The 19538-nt window shown below is 60.3% G+C and carries 18 protein-coding genes; 3 read left to right on the forward strand and 15 right to left on the reverse strand.

The window, feature by feature from the left end:
• Positions 1–13 precede the first annotated feature (13 nt).
• The 5 genes from WI754_RS17245 to WI754_RS17265 form a co-directional block, all read right to left on the reverse strand.
• The gene (locus WI754_RS17245) at positions 14–2488 is read right to left on the reverse strand and encodes a glycoside hydrolase family 2 protein (protein WP_349434690.1); all 2475 of its coding nucleotides are present in this window, start codon (positions 2486–2488) and stop codon (positions 14–16) included.
• A gap of 94 nt (positions 2489–2582) precedes the next feature.
• Entirely contained in the window at positions 2583–3674 is a 1092-nt protein-coding gene (locus tag WI754_RS17250) for an ABC transporter ATP-binding protein (RefSeq protein ID WP_349434691.1), read from the reverse strand.
• 4 nt (positions 3675–3678) lie between these two features.
• On the reverse strand, positions 3679–4527 hold the full coding sequence (locus WI754_RS17255) for a carbohydrate ABC transporter permease (protein WP_349434692.1): 849 nt from the start codon (positions 4525–4527) through the stop codon (positions 3679–3681).
• Positions 4528–4606: 79 nt separating this feature from the next.
• Positions 4607–5509, reverse strand: a complete 903-nt coding sequence (locus WI754_RS17260) for a sugar ABC transporter permease (protein ID WP_349434693.1) — start codon at positions 5507–5509, stop codon at positions 4607–4609.
• A 207-nt stretch (positions 5510–5716) separates the two neighbouring features.
• Entirely contained in the window at positions 5717–6952 is a 1236-nt protein-coding gene (locus WI754_RS17265; RefSeq protein ID WP_349434694.1) for an ABC transporter substrate-binding protein, read from the reverse strand.
• A gap of 464 nt (positions 6953–7416) precedes the next feature.
• Here WI754_RS17265 and WI754_RS17270 point away from each other — a divergent pair, with 464 nt between their 5' ends.
• Positions 7417–8445, forward strand: a complete 1029-nt coding sequence (locus WI754_RS17270; RefSeq protein ID WP_349434695.1) for a LacI family transcriptional regulator — start codon at positions 7417–7419, stop codon at positions 8443–8445.
• 74 nt (positions 8446–8519) lie between these two features.
• Here WI754_RS17270 and gndA read toward each other — a convergent pair whose 3' ends face one another.
• Entirely contained in the window at positions 8520–9950 is a 1431-nt protein-coding gene (gndA, locus tag WI754_RS17275) for an NADP-dependent phosphogluconate dehydrogenase (RefSeq protein ID WP_349434696.1), read from the reverse strand.
• Positions 9951–10345: 395 nt separating this feature from the next.
• On the opposite strand from gndA, the gene WI754_RS17280 reads away from it, so the two are divergent.
• Together WI754_RS17280 and WI754_RS17285 are read left to right on the forward strand one after the other, a co-directional pair.
• Positions 10346–10744 carry an SRPBCC family protein gene (locus tag WI754_RS17280; protein WP_349434697.1) on the forward strand — a complete coding sequence of 133 codons (399 nt, stop codon included), beginning with the start codon at positions 10346–10348 and terminating at the stop codon, positions 10742–10744.
• 14 nt (positions 10745–10758) lie between these two features.
• Positions 10759–11109 (forward strand): VOC family protein, encoded by a 351-nt coding sequence (locus WI754_RS17285; protein ID WP_349434698.1) that lies wholly within the window; start codon positions 10759–10761, stop codon positions 11107–11109.
• Between the two features lie 45 nt (positions 11110–11154).
• Here the strand turns inward: WI754_RS17285 and WI754_RS17290 are convergent, their stop codons facing one another.
• The 9 genes from WI754_RS17290 to cbiB form a co-directional block, all read right to left on the reverse strand.
• Positions 11155–11865, reverse strand: a complete 711-nt coding sequence (locus WI754_RS17290) for a PAS domain-containing protein (RefSeq protein WP_349434699.1) — start codon at positions 11863–11865, stop codon at positions 11155–11157.
• A gap of 382 nt (positions 11866–12247) precedes the next feature.
• The gene (locus tag WI754_RS17295; protein ID WP_349437850.1) at positions 12248–13180 is read right to left on the reverse strand and encodes a lipid A biosynthesis lauroyl acyltransferase; all 933 of its coding nucleotides are present in this window, start codon (positions 13178–13180) and stop codon (positions 12248–12250) included.
• Between the two features lie 11 nt (positions 13181–13191).
• Positions 13192–14220, reverse strand: coding sequence for a zinc-binding dehydrogenase (locus WI754_RS17300; RefSeq protein WP_349437852.1), 1029 nt, complete (start codon positions 14218–14220; stop codon positions 13192–13194).
• Positions 14221–14278: 58 nt separating this feature from the next.
• On the reverse strand, positions 14279–15565 hold the full coding sequence (locus tag WI754_RS17305; protein WP_349434700.1) for a beta-ketoacyl-ACP synthase: 1287 nt from the start codon (positions 15563–15565) through the stop codon (positions 14279–14281).
• A gap of 13 nt (positions 15566–15578) precedes the next feature.
• Entirely contained in the window at positions 15579–16784 is a 1206-nt protein-coding gene (locus WI754_RS17310) for a beta-ketoacyl-ACP synthase (RefSeq protein ID WP_349434701.1), read from the reverse strand.
• Positions 16785–16786: 2 nt separating this feature from the next.
• Entirely contained in the window at positions 16787–17272 is a 486-nt protein-coding gene (locus tag WI754_RS17315; RefSeq protein WP_349434702.1) for a 3-hydroxyacyl-ACP dehydratase FabZ family protein, read from the reverse strand.
• A 240-nt stretch (positions 17273–17512) separates the two neighbouring features.
• Positions 17513–17797: an acyl carrier protein gene (locus WI754_RS17320; RefSeq protein ID WP_112834592.1), complete on the reverse strand. Its 285-nt coding sequence runs from the start codon at positions 17795–17797 to the stop codon at positions 17513–17515.
• Between the two features lie 177 nt (positions 17798–17974).
• On the reverse strand, positions 17975–18403 hold the full coding sequence (locus tag WI754_RS17325; RefSeq protein ID WP_349434703.1) for a L,D-transpeptidase: 429 nt from the start codon (positions 18401–18403) through the stop codon (positions 17975–17977).
• A 145-nt stretch (positions 18404–18548) separates the two neighbouring features.
• A complete protein-coding gene (gene cbiB / locus WI754_RS17330) occupies positions 18549–19532 on the reverse strand; it encodes an adenosylcobinamide-phosphate synthase CbiB (RefSeq protein WP_349434704.1) in 984 nt (327 codons plus the stop codon).
• Positions 19533–19538 lie beyond the last annotated feature (6 nt).

Raw genomic sequence — 19538 nt, forward strand, 5'->3', positions numbered from 1 at the left:
GCATGAAAAACTCCTAGCCATTGCCCTGGCAGGACTGCAGGTCGTAGCCGGTAAAGACCGGGTGAGCACCTGCTGCCAGCGGCTGCTTTGGTGTGAAGCGAATGACGCGACTTTCTCCCGCTGTCAGATCGAAGGCATTGTCGGAATAACGGCCTTCCACGGCGGCTTCGATCATCACATGGAGAGCAAGGGCGGACGCCGAAACCGTGAGGTCATAAGAACCCTCCCCTGCGGCGCTTGCCATAATCGACAGATTGGACGGCTCGAGGTCGAGCGCCTTGTAGGTCGACTGCACATGATGCCCCTCGCCGCGCATGCCGTTCGAGGCTTCGAATGACCAGAACAGCAGCATGCCCTTCGGAATGTCCGCGGCAGCGATCGTCAATAGTGTGGCGGCGCGATCCGGGCTGCAGGTGCCGGCGGCGGCGGTCAGGGGCTGCTTTTCGCCGGAGAGCGAAACGAGAAAGGTCTGCAGTTCGACGGTAACCGGCTCGGCGGTGTCGTTGACCATCGCAAAGGCGATGTTCTTCCCATCGTCGGAGGGGATGGCCGCAACCGCTACCGGCTGGAAGAACCGGCGCACCATGTAGTGCATGGCCTTCCAGTTGCCCCCATAGTCGAGGCTCGCCCAGGATGCGACCGGCCAGGTGTCGTTGAGCTGCCAGTAGAGCGTGCCCATGCAATGGGGTTTGAGCGACCGCCAGAATTCGACGGCGGTGCGGATCGCCAATCCCTGCTGGATCTGGCTGAGATAGACGAAATTCGAAAAATCCTTCGGGAAGCGGAAGTAACGGAACATGGTCGCCGCAATGCGCTCGTTGCCGCCGGCATTCTTCTGGTGCGATTCCATCACCGGCGAAGCGATGTTCAGGTCCTTCTGTTCGGAAAACTGCCGGACGATCGGCATCGACGTATAGGACTGGAAGCCGAACTCCGAGCAGAAGCGCGGCCGGACCGTGCGGTAATTGTCGAACGACTTGTTCTCGTGCCAGACGGACCAATAGTGCATGTCGCCGGAACCGTCGGCATGCCAGGCGTCGCCGAAGTTGAGCGGACCGACGGATGGGCTGGATGGCCACCAGATCACATCGGCTGCGGCCGCCTTGATGCCGGTCTCGATGGTTCGGTTGAGACGGTCGTAGGAAACGAGATAGCGGTCACGATCCCTGCGGCTTTCTTCAAACCAGGTGAGCGCTCCGACCAGCTCGTTGTCGCCGCACCAGAGCGCGATCGAGGGATGCGACGATAACCGCTTGACCTGATAATCCACCTCAGCGGCGACGTTTTCGAGAAAATCCGGCGTCGAGGGATAAAGATTGCAGGCAAACATGAAATCCTGCCAGACCATCAGGCCGAGCCGGTCGCAGAGATCGTAAAACCAGTCCGTTTCATAGAAGCCGCCACCCCAGACGCGGATCATGTTCATGTTGGCATCGACCGCCGAGCGCAGCAGATCCTCGACGCCCTCGGGCGTCACCCGCGACGCGAGCGCATCGGCCGGAATCCAGTTGGCGCCGCGGCAGAAGATTTCACGACCGTTGACGCGGAAGGCAAAACGACTGCCGGCCTCGTCCTTGTCGGTCAGAAGCTCGATAGTACGGAAACCGATCTGGCGGGTGACCGTTTCGCCCGGAAACGAGACGGTGAGTTCGGACAAGGCCTGCGCGCCGCTGCCTGCCGGCCACCAGAGCTTCGGATTTTCGACGGTAAAGACATGCGTGACCTGTGTTTCTCCGGCGTTGACGGCGCAATCCAGGTGTTCCTTTAGGCCATCGAGCGAGAAATCCATGCCGATGACGCCGGGTTCCTCGGCAAAGAGCCTTACCGTCACCTGAAGATCGACGGCGCCGCCGGCCTGCGGCACCTGCCGGGTCGTGACATGCTCGATGCGAGCCGCCGCAAGTTTCTTGAGGGCGATGGAGCCGTAAATGCCCAGCGGCGCGATGGCGATGTTCCAGTCCCAGCCAAAATGGCATTGCGGCTTGCGCAGCATGTTGCCATTGGGGATCGGGCAGTTGCCGGTCGAGTAGGGAATATAGAAGGGCTGGACCGTCTGCGCTTGAGCCCCGGCAGCGACCGCTGAATGGATGACGATGCGCAGACGATTCTGGCCCACTTTCAAGATAGAGCTTACGGCCGGGCGATAGCGAAGAAAGCAGTTTTTGGCCTCGAGAACCAGCTCGTCGTTGACATAGACCGAGCCGATCGTGTCCAGGCTTTCAATATCCAGATACCAGAATCCAGCGAGATCGGCCGCGTCGATGTCGAACGTGCGCTCAAGCACCCAGTCCTTGTGTGCCACCCACTGAACGTCATCCTCGTTGCGGCCGGCATAGGGATCGGCGATCACGCCGCCGGCCTGCAGGGCGCTGTGGACGTCGCCCGGAATGGCGATCGTCAACGCGTGGCTGTTGTCGGACGAGGCAAGCAGCCAGTCGCCGGACAGGTCGAGCGCTACGGGTTCGGAGATGAAAGCGTCAACAGACATTGTCAAAAATCCATTCGCTACCCATCCGCTCAAGGATGGGCGTCATCGTCTTTGAGCGGCCGCCAAACGCGACCGCCGCGATGTTACGGGTTGGTCAGATCCTGTTTTCCGTGGCGGCGTCGAAAACCGAGGCCATCGACATGTCGAAGCTGAGTTTCAGCGCCCTACCGGGTGCGTAACGCCGCGAACCGGCAATGCGCACCGACATGGTCTGCCCGGCGAGCTTCAGCCAGAGCAGATTGTCGGCGCCCATCGGCTCCTCGATATCGACGACCGCATCGTGAACTTCCGTTCCCGGCACGTTTTCATCGACCTTGACGTGTTCCGGGCGCACGCCGAGCACGACCTTGCGGCCGGCCCCCAGCGGCCCGCGCACCGGATAAGCGTCCATACCGAAATCGACGCCATTGACCTCGATCACCTTGCGCCCGCCGCGGTCCTTGATCTCGCCGCGGAAGAAATTCATCGACGGCGACCCGATGAAGCCGGCGACGAACAGGTTTTCCGGGAAATTGTAGATCGTCATCGGATCGGCAAGCTGCTGGATGACGCCGCTCTTCATCACCGCGATGCGGTCCGCCAAGGTCAGGGCCTCGATCTGGTCGTGGGTCACATAGATCATCGTGTTCTCAAGCGACTGGTGGAGACGCTTGATTTCGACGCGCAGTTCCGACCGCAGCTTGGCGTCGAGGTTTGACAGAGGCTCGTCGAACAGGAACACGTCGACATCGCGAACAAGGGCACGACCGATCGCCACACGCTGGCGCTGGCCGCCGGACAGTTCCGACGGCTTGCGCTTGAGGAGCGGCTGGATCTGCAGGATCTCGGCGGCACGGGCGACACGCTTGTCGATTTCGGCGGCAGGCAGCTTGGCGACACGCAGGCCGAAGGACAGGTTCCGCTCGACCGTCATCTGCGGATAGAGCGCATAGGACTGGAATACCATGCCGATGCCGCGGTCCTTGGGTTCCTCCCAGGTGACGTTCTTGTCCTTGATGAAGATCTGGCCGCCGGTCACGTCGAGAAGACCGGCAATGCAGTTCAAGAGTGTGGACTTGCCGCAGCCGGACGAGCCGAGGAGGACGAGGAATTCGCCGTTCTTGATGTCGAGGTTAAGCGTGTCGAGCACGGTGACGGCACCGAAGCTCAACGACAGATCCCTGACCGATACGCTGACGTTGTTCATGCACTCACCCTTTCACTGCGCCGGCGGCAATACCGCGGACAAAAAGCCGTCCGGAAACGAAGTAGACGATCAATGGAACAGCCCCCGTCAGGATGGTCGCCGCCATATTGACGTTGTATTCCTTCACGCCCTGAACCGAATTGACGATGTTGTTGAGCTGGACGGTCATCGGATAATATTCCGGTCGGGTGAACACCACGCCGAACAGGAAGTCGTTCCAGATGCCGGTGATCTGCAGGATCATGGCGACGACGAAAATCGGCAGCGACATCGGCAGCATGATCTTGAAATAGATCGTCCAGAACCCGGCACCGTCGATGCGCGCCGCCTTGAACAGCTCTTCCGGCAGGGACGAGAAATAGTTGCGGAAGAGCAGCGTCAGGATCGGCATGCCGAATATCGTGTGGACGATGATCAGACCCGTGAGCGAACCGTAGAGGCCCATCTCACGCAGCACGATGACGATCGGATAGATCATGACCTGATAGGGGATGAACGCGCCGACGATCAGGATCGTGAAGAACAGGTCGGCGCCCTTGAAGCGCCAGTTCGCCAGTGCATAACCGTTGACGGATGCGATCGCGATCGAGACGATCGTTGAAGGAATGGTAATGCGGACCGAGTTCCAGAATCCGCGGGACAGGCCGTCACAATTCAGGCCGGTGCAGGCGCTGGACCAGGCCTTGACCCAGGGCTCGAAGGTGATCTCAAGGGGCGGCGAGAAGATGTTGCCGAGCCGGATTTCCGGCATGCCCTTCAGGGAGGTGACCATCATGACGTAGAGCGGCAGGAGATAGTAAGCCGCGGCAAAGATCAGCGCGCCATAAATCATGATGTTTCTGGGCGAAAACATCGGGCGAGGCTTTTTGCCCTGTGGCCCTGGAGCCAGTCTTGAGGCGCCATGGGCAGCCCGCCCTTTGAGCGATACGGTGTCATCCACGCTTGCGTCCTCCGAATTCCAGATAGGCCCACGGCACGATGATGATGGCGACTGTGATCAGCATCATGGTCGAAGCAGCAAAGCCCTGACCGAGGTTCTGCGCCTGGAACATGTAGTCGTAGACATATTTGGCAGGCACCTCGGAGGCGATGCCGGGACCGCCGCTCGTCTGCGCCACGACGAGGTCGTAGACCCGGACGATGCCGCTTGCGATGATCACGAGCGTGGTGATGAAGACGGCGCGCATCATCGGAATGATGATGAAGAGGTAGGTCTTCCACATCGGAATGCCGTCGACGCGCGAGGCTTTCCAGATGTCCTCGTCAATGCCGCGCAGGCCGGCCAGCATCAGGCACATGACGAGACCCGTTCCCTGCCAGAGGGCGGCGATCAGGATGCCATAGATGACGATGCTTTGATCGTAGAGCGGATCGAAGGTGAAGCTCGTCCAGCCGAGCGATCGAACGACCGACTGCACGCCGAACTCGGGATTGAGCACCCATTGCCAGACCAGGCCGGTGACGATGAAGGAGAGCGCGAACGGATAGAGGAAGATCGTCCGAAACGTATTCTCGAAGCGGATTTTCTGATCCATCAGTGCGGCGAGCACGAAACCGATCATCAGGCTGAAGATCAGCGAGAAGAAGCCGTAGATGGCAAGGTTCTGAATGGACATCAGCCAACGCGGGGCTGCCCACAGACGCTCATACTGATCGAGCCCGACAAACGATAGGCGCGGCAGGAGCTTCGAATTGGTGAAGGAATAAAACACCGTCCAAAGCGTGCCGCCGAGAAAGATGACAACGGCGGTCAGTATCATGGGAATTGAGGCAATCTTGGAATGCAGATTGCGCAACAATTGGTTTGGCCGGCCGGCATGCGCTTGGCCCGTCATGTCTCACTCCTCCCCTGGATCAGGTTCATCCGATTGAAAGCGCGGCGCGCACCGCAGCACTTCGCTCCATCCTCAAGTCCGAAGGATCGCCGGTCCGTGGCGCGGCATCCTGAGCCCGCCGCAATAGGCGGCATTGATCATCCGGTTTTGGGTTTCGGACCGGCCCCGCGCGATACACGGAGCCGGCTTCGATAGAGTAGCCGTTGATCAATCGGCCGAAGCGATGATGTCGGTGAAGCGCTTCTGCGCATCTTCCGGCGTCATCGAGGGGTTGGCGAAGAACTCCGAGAAGAGGTCTTCCTTCTGCTTCTGGCTGTCTGCAGACAGAAGCTGGTCGGTGCCCTGGATCACATTGCCCTTGGCAAGGATCTCGAGACCCTTCTTCATGCAGTCGTTTGCCGTGGCGAGGTCGACGTCACCCCGTACAGGCAGCGATCCCTTCTTCAGGTTGAAGGCGACCTGCGTCTTCGGATCGAGCAGCGTCGAGGCGAGCACTTCCTGGGCCTTCGACTTTTCCTCATCCTTCAGGAGCGGGAAGTAGAAAGCATCGCCGCCGGTCGAGATGATCTCGTTGACGCCCAGACCCGGAAGGCAGGTATAGTCCGTGCCAGCTTTCTGGCCGGCGACCTGGAATTCGCCCTGCGCCCAGTCACCCATGATCTGGCCGCCGGCCTTGCCGGTGATGACCAGATTGGTAGCCTGGTTCCAATCCTGCACGTTGCTGCCCTTGGACATCTTGCGGGCATCATCAGCAGCCTTGAAGACCTTGGCGATATCGGGACCTGCGGCCACTTCCGCATCCTTCTCGCCGAACACCTTGTTGAAGACGTCCTTGCCGGCAATCGCGACCATCAGCACGTCAAACGCACCGGCCGACTGCCAGGGCTGGCCACCGACGGCGAGCGGTATGATGCCGGCCTTCTCCAGCGCCGGTGCGGCAGCGACGAATTCATCCCAGTTCTTTGGCACTTCGACGCCAGCCTGCTTGAAGGCCGCATTCGACAGCCACAGCCACTGCCAGGAGTGGATATTGACCGGCGCGCAATAGATCTTGCCCTCGATGGTGCAACTGTCGAGCAGGCTCGACGGCTTGATGATATCCTTCCAATGTTCCCTGGTGGCGACGTCGGTCAGGTCGCGCATCAGGCCAGCCTCTACCAACTCCTCGGCTTGACGGCCGTGGTTGAACTGCGTGGCGCCCATCGGGTCACCGCCGGTAATGCGGCTGATCATGATCGGCCGCGCGGTGCTGCCGGAGCCGGCGACAGCGCCATCAACCCAGTGGTTGCCGGTTGCGTCAAATGCCTTCGCCAGTTCGGCGACAGCAGCAGCTTCGCCACCCGACGTCCACCAATGGGTTACTTCCAGATCTGCAGCGCTGGCTGCGCTGAATGGAAGCACCACAGTCGCCGCCAAAGCAGCTGCCAACAAACGCAATTTCATGAGTTTTCCTCCCTCACTGTAACGTTACCGGAAAAAACTTAGTTCAATCGTTTTGCCGGCGCAACAGCCACAACGCATAATTCCTCAAAAAATATTTTACACAATCCTAGGATGCGCATTAAGGCCCAACACCAAATTACCCTCGCCTTTCCGCTGCAGTACATTTTCTTTCGGAGAAACCATTTTATCGCGTTTTTTCAACACAATGTTTGACAACCCCAGAGTTTCGAATCGAATGCGTCTCTCGCAAATGCAAAATTCTGATGACGCAATGCGGGATTCAACTCTACGGAGAGGCCGGGACGATATAGACAAAAAAGGCCTCGACAAGCCAACTGTATCGTTACAGATTTTTGACGACGGGAGAGAACGGGCGATGGGTGCCCATATGTCACAAATCGTATATAAGGCATGCAGGTAACCGCGACGACGCGGCCTGAACATGGGAAGGCGATGGGCGGGGAATGGACGAGAAGACCAAGAGCAGGCAGGCCCCGACGCCCTCCTCATTGCAGGAACGTCCGACCCTGAAGACGATCGCCTTCATGACGGGTCTCGGCATCACCACGGTGTCGCGCGCCCTGAAAGACGCGCCCGATATCGGCGCCGAGACCAAGGAGCGCGTCCGTCTCGTTGCGAAACAGGTGGGTTACCAACCGAACCGTGCCGGTGTCCGCCTTCGCACTGGGAAGACCAATGTCATCAGCCTGGTGCTGTCCCTCGAAGAAGAGGTGATGGGCCTGACGAGCCCGATCGTGGTCGGCATTTCCGAGGTGCTGGCCTCGACGCCCTACCATCTCGTCATCACGCCCTACAGGTTCTCCAAGGACGCCCTCGCCCCGGTCCGCTACGTGCTCGATACCGGTGCGGCCGATGGCGTCATCATCTCGCGTACGGAACCGAAGGACCCGCGAGTCGAACTGATGATGGAGCGCAATTTCCCTTTCGCCACCCACGGCCGCACAGATATGGGGCTCGTCCATCCCTATCACGACTTCGACAATGAAGGATTTGCCTATGAGGCTGTCCGGAGGCTGGCAAAACTCGGGCGCAAGCGCATCGTGCTCTTGCAGCCGCCGCCGCATCTGACCTTTCACAGGCACATGCGAAAAGGCTTCGATGAGGGCATCCGCGATTTCGGTGTCGAGGCCGTTGCCTTCAACGCAGTCGATCTCGACAACAGCCTGGCGGAAATTCGCGCCGCGTTCGAGACCCTGATGCGCTCCGACGGCGCGCCCGACGGCATCGTTTCGGGTTCAGGCGCAGGATCGATCGCGTTGATCGCCGGGCTGGAATCCGTCGGCAAAAAGCTCAGCCAGGATGTCGATATGGTCTCGAAGGTGCCCAGCGATTTCCTGAGCTGGCTGCGCCCCGAAGTCATCACCATGAACGAGGACATCCGCCACGCCGGCCGGGAACTGGCCAAGGCCGTGATCGGTCGCATTGCCGGTTTGCCGGCGGAAGAACTGCAGAGCCTGAGCCAGGCGCTCTGACATCAACATCGAGGCATTGAAAAGCCGCGCGGATCGCTCCGCGCGGCTTTGTCGTTCCAGCCAGAATGCCTTGATCAGGCGTTCATGCCGCTGCCCCAAGGGCCGTGATGTGAATCAGCACCATCAATGCGATCAAACCCATGGGCGCCGAAGAAGTCACGCTGCGCCTGGATGACGTTCGCCGTGCCGCGGCCGCGGCGATAGCTGTCGAAATAGCCGAGCGCCGAGGCCAGCGCCGAGACCGGCAGGCCGCCGAGAGCCGCCGCCGAAACGACACGGCGAAGCGCACCGTCGCTCTCCTTGACCATCTTTGCGAAAGCCGGCGTGACGATCAGGTTGGCAACGTCCGGGTCCTTGGTAAAGGCGGTGGTGATCTCGTCGAGGAACTGCGAGCGGATGATGCAGCCGGCGCGCCAGATCCTGGCGATGGTTGGCATCGGCAGGCTCCAGCTGAATTCCTTCGACGCGGCGGACATGACCGCGAAGCCTTGCGCATAGGCGCCGATCTTCGATGCGAGCAGCGCGCTTTCGAGGTCTTTGAGGAAGGCGCCCTTGTCGGCAACCCTGAATTCGCCGACATTGGGCAGACCCAGCACCCTTTCTGCCGCTTCACGCTCATCCTTCATCGAGGAGATGCTGCGCGCGGCGACGGCGGCTTCGATGCCGGTTGCCGGAACGCCCATGTTCTGCGCTTCGATCACCGACCACTTGCCGGTGCCCTTCTGGCCGGCCTTGTCGAGGATCAGATCGACGATCGGCTTGCCCGTGATGGGGTCGGCCGCCTTCAGCACCTTCTCGGTGATCTCGATCAGGTAGGAATTCAAGCGGCCCTTGTTCCACTCGCCGAAGACTTCGCCGATTTCCGTGGCGTCCATCTTCAGGCCGTCGCGCAGGATGCCGTAGATCTCGGCGATCATCTGCATGTCGGCATATTCGATGCCGTTGTGGATGGTCTTGACGAAGTGACCGGCACCGTTTTCGCCGAGCCAGGCAACACAAGGGTCGCCGTTGTATTTCGCGGCGATCGAGGTCAGCACTTTCTCGACGCGCTTCCAGGACTCTTCCTTGCCGCCGACCATGATGGAGGGGCCATGACGCGCGCCCTCCTCGCCACCAGACACGCCCATGCCGATGAAGGTCAGGCCGCTGTCCTTGAGATTGTCGAAGCGGCGCATCGTGTCGCGGAAATTGGCATTGCCGGCATCGATCATGATGTCGTTCTTCTCAAGATAGGGCTTGAGCAGCTCCATCTGCTGGTCGACAGGCTCGCCGGCCTTGATCATGATGATGATTGGCCGCGGCGGGCGGATCGCAGCGACGAATTCCTCGATGGTTTCGCACGGCACGATCTGGTTTTGCAGTTCGCCGGCATCGGCATAAAATTTCCGGGTCGCTTCGACCGTACGGTTGAAAACCGCGATCTTGTTGCCCTTCTCGGCAATATTGAGCGCCAGATTCGATCCCATAACGCCGAGACCGATAAGGCCGATTTCCGCCTGTGCCACGTATGTGCCTCCGTTAGACAGTGAAGTGGCCAATGCCCGGCTGGGCATGCGCGATAACTCCACCAGATTGACCTGAGCAGGGCGTTTCGTGCAGCAGGGATGCCTGAAAGCGCCTTGCGGAATACTGACGGAGTTTTGGCATTCAAATCGATTAACGACAAGCGATTGTTGTCAAAAGGGAGACTTTTCCGGGCATGCCGAGTAAGCTTCAAGCAGGTGGACACAGCGTTCGACCGCATGAGGCGATCAGGCGCACATGTCGCGCGAAATATGAATGCCGACAAGCCTTTCGCCTGGCGACGGCTACCGGCAATTGACTGGCTGATTGCTCATTTTGTTCAAGATTCGACGATCCGTTCGTTCCCGGCTCGGCGGAATGGTGAAAGGAAAACCACATGGGCGTGATGGATGCGAAAGTCGTCCATGTCAGCATAAACAGGAACTGGCGCGACGTTTATCAGTTTGCTGCCGCGCCGGAAAACATGCCGCTCTGGGCATCCGGCCTCGGCGGTGGTTTGGAGGCCGATGGCGAGGATTGGGTGGCGCACGGTCCGCTCGGCAGCGTCCGCGTAAAATTTGCGCCGAGGAACGATTTCGGTGTGATGGACCATGTCGTGACGATGGAATCGGGACTTGAAGTCGACAATGCGCTGCGCGTCGTGCCGAATGGCGAAGGCTCGGAGGTGATGTTCACGGTGTTGAAACTACCCGATACGAGCGAAGAACAGTTTGCAGCTGATTCCAACTGGGTCCTGAAGGACCTCAACACACTGAAAAAACTGCTGGAAGCATGACAAGGAAGACGATCATGGGACAGAAAGGCGTCGATCGCCAGATCGACAACATCGAATTCGCCGTTGCCGACATCGCCCGTTCGAAAGCATTTTACGGCGCTGCGTTTGGCTGGTCGTTCACCGACTACGGCCCGCAATATTGCGAGTTCAGCGACGGCCGGCTGACTGGCGGCTTGACGACAGGACCGGTAAGGCCGGGCGGACCACTGGTGATCCTGTATGCGGACGATCTCCCAGCCACGCAAGCACGGCTGGAAGCGGCCGGCGCGCGCATCGTCAAGGAGACTTTTTCCTTTCCGGGCGGCAGGAGATTCCATTTCCAGGATCCGGACGGCTATGAACTGGCGGTCTGGTCCGACAAATAGCCGAGGTGAAATGAGCGCGAGGGCGACCGCCCTCGCCTTTCGGCCTCACGCGGCGATCGAGCGGCGGCGGTTGGCGATCTCTTGAAGGATCAGGATTGCGCCGATGATCTTGCCGGTGCTCGACACGCAGGGCGTCATCCGGCACCGCACGACGATCGTCCGGTTCTCAACGTCCTTGGGGTAGGTGTAATCCACCAGTTCGCCGGAAAAACATCTGTCGAGGTTGGGTTTGACCCGCTGCTCGAAGCGCTGGATGCCGACGAACTCGACGATATGGCGGCCGACGAGGTCCATGGGCCGCTCTTCCAGCCGCACGGCATTGACGGAGTTGGTGTACAGATAACGGTAGTCGGTGGTGATGACGGCGATGCGGTCCGGCATGCAGTCGAGGATTGCTTCGTTAAGGAAGCCCTCGTCGACCCGGGCCTTCTGCAATCCGGCGGTCGATTGCAGCGCCCGCGGCTTTTCGAAAACATCGCCACTTCCCACCGAGAAATAGCGATCCGCCAGCGCCTGCAGCGCGTCGCCCTGACGCAGCACGCTCGAAACGTCGCCGGCTTCCTTCTGCAGCAAGTCCAGAACAAACTGGAACTGCAGCCGTGCGTCGACCGAATTTTTCGCCTCTTCGCGATAGATGGCGTCCAGAACCGGTTCGATCTCGCGATCAAGGATGTTTATCAGAAGATCATCGCCAGATTTGACGGCATATTGTAGCTGGGAATATTTGAACCAGAAAAGGTCAATCAGTTCCTTCAATTTTCACCCCACTCCTGCGCAACCCGTTCAATCCCCCGAAGCCACGGAATTAGCGTCACAATCCAGACATAAATCGATTGAATCGCGCCTGTTCAATCGTCCGAAGCGCTTGCAATCGCCTTGCTGTAATAATTCAGTCTACACCCAGGGAAACCGCATTCAACACCTGAAAACTGACCGGAAACGTTGCCGTTGAATTTATTCTAGGCATTCTGGATAAATTGACGAAAATCCTGCGGCCAGAAGACGGACAGATGCCTGAACCGCGCGACGAACGGAACACAACGGGCGCCCTGCTAGGGCGCGAAATAGATGATTCCATTCAGACGGAAATGGCTTCCAAATGTGATTTCTCAGATTTGCGACGCCTGCGGGCTTCCGATCAGTCCTTCAGACTGCGCTTGATGTTCCAGCGGTCATGGTACCACAACCACTGACCGGGGTATTCCCTGACCCAGCTCTCGACTTTGTCATTGAGCAATTGCGCCGTCGCATTGACATCGACGCTGCCGTCCGTCCTGCGCGGGATATCGATGGCCGGTTCGAGCTCAAGCCGGAATCGTCCGTTCGGCAGGCGGATCGAGCGGGCCGGATAGACCTCGCAGTTGAACTGCCGCACCAGTTTCGCCAGCAGCGGATTGGTCCGCACGTCCCGCCCGAAGAATTTTGTCGTCAGCCCCTTGCGGAACTTCTGGTCGACGAGGACACCGACGGCGCCGCCCACCTCCAGCTTGCGCGCAAGCGTGAACGACGAGCCGGCATGCGAGGGAACGAGATTGCCCATGCGCTGCTTTCGGAAATCGAACACCTTGTCGGCGACGTAAGGGTTGTTCGGTGGCCGGAAAAGCACCGTCACATCCAGCCCGAACGCCGCACCGGCAACCGGCAGCAGTTCGAAATTGCCGCTATGGGCGGTAAAGACGATGAACGGACGCGGATTGTCGCGCAACTCGACAAACAGCGGGATGCCCGAGACTTCGATGCGGCCCGGCTCCGGGTTTGCCGGATCGAAATCGAAGAGTTCGTCGAGAAAGACGTATTCAGCCGCCAGCCTTCCGATGCTGCCCCAGCTTTCGAGCGCGATCGCCTCGATCTCCGCCTCGCTCTTTTCGGGAAAGGCGTTGCGCAGATTGGTCATGGTCAGCCTGTGCCGGCGCTTCAGCTTCGGTCCGAGCCAGCGGGTGAAACGATCGGCAAATTCGATGGCGCCATTGGCTGGAAACAGTTTCAGAGTGCCGAGCAGCAGAAAGACGAACTGGGCGATCGACCACTGGCGGAAGTGCTCCGCCGCAAGAACCAGCCGTGTGATCAGCATGCGCACGATGTTCAGTCCATCCGCAGGATGATTTTGCCGAAGACCTGGCGCGTCTCCATGCGCTCCAGCGCCTTGTCGATTTCGTTGAAGCCGACTTCGGTGTCGATGACCGGATGCACCAGTCCGCGCGCCATCTTCTGCATGGCGTTGGCCATATTCTCCATGCGGCAGCCGAAGGAGCCGAGCAGCTTCAACTGCTGCTGGAACAACATCATCAGGTTCATGTCCGTCGAGACGCCGGAGGTCGAACCGCAGGTGACCAGACGCCCGCCACGCTTCAGGCTGAACATCGATGCTGCCCAAGTATCCTTGCCGACATGTTCGAAGACGACGTCGACGCCCTTCTTCTTGGTGAGCTTGCGCACGACGCCCTCGAAGCGATCGGTGCGGTAGTTGATGACATGATCGGCGCCGAGCGCCTTCGCCTTCTCGATCTTGTCGTCGGAACCGACCGTGGTAATGACGGTGCAGCCGATCTTCTTGGCAAGCTGGATCGCCGCCGAACCGATCCCCGAGCCGCCGGCATGAATGAGGATGGTTTCGCCCGGCTCGAGCTTGGCATTATCGAACAGCATATGCTCGACCGTGCCGAAGGTCACCGGAGCGACAGCCGCGGCCACCGCATCGACGCCCGGAGGCGCGGGAACGAGCAGGCGCGCCGGCAGATTGACCTTCTCCTGGGCGAAACCATCGAGATGGAAGCCGTGCACGCCGCCGACATGTTCGCAGAGATTGTCGCGGCCTTCGCGGCAGGGGCGGCAAAGGCCGCAAGTGCGCGCGCCGTAGATCGAGACGAGCTGCCCCGGCAGCACATTGGCGACACCCGGGCCGATCTGGTCGACCACACCCGACGCTTCGGCGCCGATCACCAGCGGCATCTTGCGCTTGGCAAAGGCCATGCCGCGCCAGCCCCAGACGTCGATATGGTTGAGCGCGACCGCCTTGACCCGGAGCGTGACTTCGCCGGGACCAGGCGCTTCCGGTTCGGGAAGATCGGTAATTTCCAGCTTACGGTCGTCGATCAGTTGCAAAGCGCGCATGATATTCCAGTCCTTCGCCCCAAAGGCGTCTTTCATCGAAAAAGTGTCGCCTGTCCGATTAGGCGGGTTCCGCCGTCATGACAAGGCTGGCGTTCTGGCCGCCGAAGCCGAAGGAATTCGACAGGACGGCCGTCACCGTTGCATCCCGCTTCACATTCGGCACGACGTCGAGCACGATCGACGGATCGGCATTGGTGAAGTTGATCGTCGGTGGCAGGGTGCCGGTCAGCATCGTCTGCAACGAGAAGACCGCCTCGACCGCACCGGCCGCCGTCAGCGTGTGGCCGATCATCGACTTGTTCGACGATACCGGGATGCGGGCAAGCGCCTCGCCGAAGACCGCCGACATCGAGCCATATTCCATCTTGTCGTTTTCCGGCGTCGAGGTGCCATGGGCATTGATGTAGCCGATGCCGCTTTCGGGGAGGCCGGCATCGGCCAGTGCCGCGCGGATCGTCGCGATCGCCGGGCCGCCGTCCGGGGACGAGCGGGTCCGGTGGAAGAGATCAGCCTTCTCGCCGCAGCCCTTCATGATGCCGAGAACACGGGCGCCACGGGCGACCGCCGCTTCCAGGCTTTCGAGCACCAGCGTCGCCGCACCTTCGGCGATGACGAAACCGTCACGATCCTTGCTGAAGGGCTTGGAGGCTTTTTCCGGCGGATCGTTCTGGGTCGAAAGCGCCGACAGCAGCGAGAAGCGGATCAGCGCTTCGGCGCTGACCGAGCCGTCGGTTGCAACCGTCAGAGCACGGTCGGTTCGGCCTTGGCGGATCGCCTCGACGCCGAGCTGGATTGCGGTCGCGCCGGAAGCGCAGGCGGTCGAAAGCGTCACCGGCAGGCCGCGGGTGCCGAAACGATCGGCCAGACGCTCGGAAATGGCGCCGAACAGCATGGCTTCGTGAAAGACGGGATCGGCCTTGTTGCGCAGAACCGCCATGAAGCGGTCATAGGCATCGCCGGGGCGTTCGGAGGCCGGTGCCCGGTCGGCGAGAGCGAAGCGGTCGCTCCATTCCGGCTCGATCGGCGGGGCGGCGAGAAACAGCGGCCCGTTGAAATCGCCTGAAAGCCCGGCCTGGGCCAGCGCTTCCTCCGTCGTTGCGCGGGCGAAGGCATAGGAGCGCTCGACGGAATTTTCCGCCGGCACGTCGATGAAATCGACGGTGCCGGAAATGCGGGTCGACAATCCTTCCGTGGGAAAGCGCTTGATCGCGTGAATGCCGGAGACGCCGGCCGTCAGTGCCGCCCAATTGTCCGCCAGCCCCTGTCCGAGCGAGGTGATGACACCCATGCCGGTCACCGCGATGATCGGCCGGCCGAGATGATCGGTGAATTTCGATGCAGTCATGATGTTTCACTCCTCACGCATTGACCGACAGGAGGGCAACACCCTCGCCGCGAACATGGCCGACAGTTGTCACGACGGCCGCCGTTGCCCCGGCCGTCATCGCGTGTTCGCGGTCAGTGTCGAACGGCGGAACCTTCGCCCGGCCGTCAAGCGTTAGCGCTGCGAGCGCCAGGCCAAGCGGAAACTGGGTTTCGAGCGCATGCCCGGTTAGGCCGCCATAGGCGCGCAGCGCAGCACCGGGAACCACCGCATCCAGCACGGCCCGCTCGCGTGCGGCCAGATCATGAAAGCCGGTCGTGCCGCAGAAAACGACGCTGCCCTCGCCGGCCAGATCCTTCGCCGGCTCCAGAAGCCGTCCGAGCCGCGCTTCCAGTCGGCCCGCGTCGCGGCTGCCGCGATCACCTTCGATCGCGTCGATCGTCGCATAGATATGGGCGCCGCGGGCTTCCGCGTGAGCGCGCGATTCCAGAACGAGGAACGCGCCGACCGAACCCAGAATCATGCCGCCGCCGTCTTCGGCCTTGCGCGCCCAGAGCGGCTGCCATTCCCCACGGGCATGGCCCTGGATAGCCTCGATCAGAAGCAGCACGTCCTGCCGTTCGGCCACGAAGGCACCGCCGACGAGAGTATGGGTGGATTGACCCGCCTTGATGCGGGCGAAAGCGGTTTCCACGGCCGAAATGCCCGCGCCCTCCTCGCCCATGAAAGTGCGCGAGGAACCGGTCACCTTGTGGACGATGGAGATGTTACCGGCCATCAGGTTGGAAAGCTGGGCGAGGAACAGCGTCGGGCGCAGTTCCGTCGTCAGCTTCTCGTTGAGCAACCGCTCGCGGTCGTTGCGCTTCAGCCCCTCGTCGACGATCAGCGAATCGACGGTGATGTCGCGCTCGCCGCCGCCGGCCGCCACGATCATGTCCATGCTGCTGCAGGCTTCGAGGTCATCCTTGAAACCGGCATCATCGAGCGCAAGACCGGCACTGAAGACTCCGAGACGCTGCCAGTTCTCCATCTGCCGCTGGTCGCCGCGCTTTGGGATCTGCTGCGACCAGTCGATTTCCGGCAGCGGGTGCACCGGATAGGGGGCGAAACGTTCGGTCTCGATGCGCACGGTCGGAGACTGATCGGCGGTCAGAAGTGCCGCGTGCACCTCGGTGCCCACCCCCTGGCTGGTGACAATGCCGACACCGGTAATCACAACATCATTGGCGGATTTGCTCATCGTCATTCCCCCGTCGTGGCTGCGAGCGCCATCGCCGCCATCAGCCCAACTTCTTCGGCACGCTTCTTGACGATCGGTCCAAGCGGCACCTGATCGAACGGCATGGTCCGCAGTTTCAATTGCGCGTCGCAGACCTTCTTGCCCTGCGAGGTAATTTTCGCCTTGGTGACGGCAAAGCCGGAGCCGTCATGTTCCAGGAAGGCTTCGATGTCGAGTACCGCTTCCGGTTCGACGAAGGTGCGCATCTTCGCACCATCGACCGACATCAGGAATGGCATGGCCGCAAAATCGGTGGCAGCCAGAACGAGAAAACCCGAGGCCTGCGCCATCGTCTCGATCAGGAGAACGCCGGGCACCAGCGGATAGCCGGGAAAGTGGCCCTCGAACACCGGGCTCTTGGCGGGAACAACCGAGCGCGCCGTCAGTGTCTTGGCGGTGAGATCGAGGGTCTCGATCCGGTCGATCATCTGAAAATATTCAAGGAGCATCAGGAGCAAATCCAGCTTGGCCCGGAGCGCGGCGCATCAGAGACAGCACCTGGAATGCTCCGGATTTCAAATCAGCGCACGACCTCGCCTGGTTTGGGCCCGCCCGAAACCGGTGCGGTGGCGCGATCATGCGACCGTCAAGTAAAAACGCAAATGCCGCCTGTCAAGCGCAGTCCACGCGACAGGCGGCATTGATATGGTTCATGTACGTGTTCCCGCGCGTCAAACGCGGGACGGCGATCAGCCCTTGGCGGCCTTCAGTTCGTCGATCTTGGCGCAGAGATTCTTGAGGACGAAATATTCTTCCGTCGAAACCTTGCCTTCATTGACTTCCTGGGTCCACTGCTCAAGCGGGATCTTGATACCGAATTCCTTGTCGATCGCAAAAACGATATCGAGGAAGTCCAGGCTGTCGATGCCGAGATCGTCGATGGTGTGGCTTTCCGGCGTAATCGTCTCACGGTCGATTTCGCTCGTTTCCGCAATGATGTCGGCAACCTTGTCGAATGTAGCTGTCACGCGCATACCTCTTTAGAATTCGTGTTTTGGCGAACCTATAGGTAAATGCAGCTGAAAAGCCAATGCCCTTGAGCCCAAGAGTTGCATTTATGACGATGGTGTTGCGCAAACATCAAATGGGCGTCTTGCGCCGCCAATCCGGCTGCGCATGCGCCGCTCCATCCGCTTAACCGCCGCAAGGGTTCAGCGGGTAACGACGATCTTGGTGTTCTTCAGACCGTACTGGCTTGCAAGCGAGAAGAACTCGGCGGCATTTTCCGGGTGCAGACGGATGCAGCCGTGCGAAGCCGGGCGGCCGAGGCGTTTCAGGTCGTAGGTCGCATGCACCGCATAACCGCCGTTGAAGAACACGGCATAGGGCATCGGCGCGTCGTCATATTTGCGCGAACGATGGTTCTTCGACAGCCACTTGGCGCTCCAACTGCCTTTCGGCGTGACATAACCTTTGCGCGCGGTCGAGACCTTCCAGCGATAGCGCACGATGCCGTTCTGCGAGACTGTCATCGTTTGAGAAGAAAGACTGATATTGGCAATAAGATTGGCGGCAAAGGCAGTCGGTGAATGAATTTGCATGAACAAAAAGGCCAAAAAGGCCACGACGATTCTAGGCATTAAAGTCCTCTCCGGAGATATGTACCTTTTTACTGGTATTCCAACGGACGCAGACCTAACATTATTCGAATGATATTCGCTTAAGACAAATGGAAAATGCCGGATTAACAAATCCGGATCAGAGTTTCCGATCTCAGTAACAAAGCTAGGCTATACTGACGAGCAGAGCGACAAGCGCAGTCAATAGAACGAGCGCTGTGCAGGCGCCGTAGAATATGGAAACGCCGGTTTCCACATCACCGACCGTTGCAACTGCCCGACCGGCCCCATTGATCATGGGTTCATTGACAAGAGAACCGGAGTAGATCCGCGGGCCTGCCAATTGAACGTCAAGCCCGCCCGCCATTGCCGCCTCCGGCCACCCCGAATTCGGCGAACGATGCAGGCCATGGTCACGCAGCGCCGTGCCGATGGCGTTGCTGGCAGCGCGGCGGCCGGTTGTGAAAAGGGCGCCGGCTGCGATCAACAGGATCGATAGGCGTGCCGCCGGAACATTGGCGAGATCGTCGAGGCGGGCGGAAGCCCAGCCGAAATGCAGATATTTCGGGCTCTTGTGGCCGATCATCGAATCGGCGGTGTTGAGCATCTTGTAGGCAAGAAGCCCCGGCAGGCCGAGAACGGCATACCAGAAGGCGGGAGCGACGACGCCGTCGGAGAAATTTTCGGCCAGACTTTCGATCGCGGCACGGCCGACCGCCGGCTCGTCCAACGTTTCCGGATCCCGGCCGACAATCATCGAGACGGCCTTACGCCCACCTTCCAGACCGCCAGAGCGCAGTCCGGAGGCGACGCGGGAGACATGATCGGCAAGACTCTTCTGGGCGAGGAAGACGGCGACGACGATGGTTTCGAGAAGCAACCCAAGCAGACCGATTTGACCAAAGAGCCAATGCAGCAGCCAGCCGCAAACGAGGCTCCACGCCAACAGCCCGGCGATGACAAGAACACCACTGACCTTCAGCGTCTCGTCACCCAGGCGCTTGCGATTGAAGCTGCGGTCACACCAGCCGATCATGGCGCCGAACAGCGCGACCGGATGTGGCAGTCGCCGCCAGAGCCAGTCCGGGTCTCCGACGATGCGATCGAGCACCAGGGCGGCGGCGAGGACAACGAGGATTTCGATCGACATGCAGGG

It is taken from the genome of Pararhizobium sp. A13, from assembly GCF_040126305.1.
Classification (GTDB): Bacteria; Pseudomonadota; Alphaproteobacteria; order Rhizobiales; family Rhizobiaceae; genus Pararhizobium.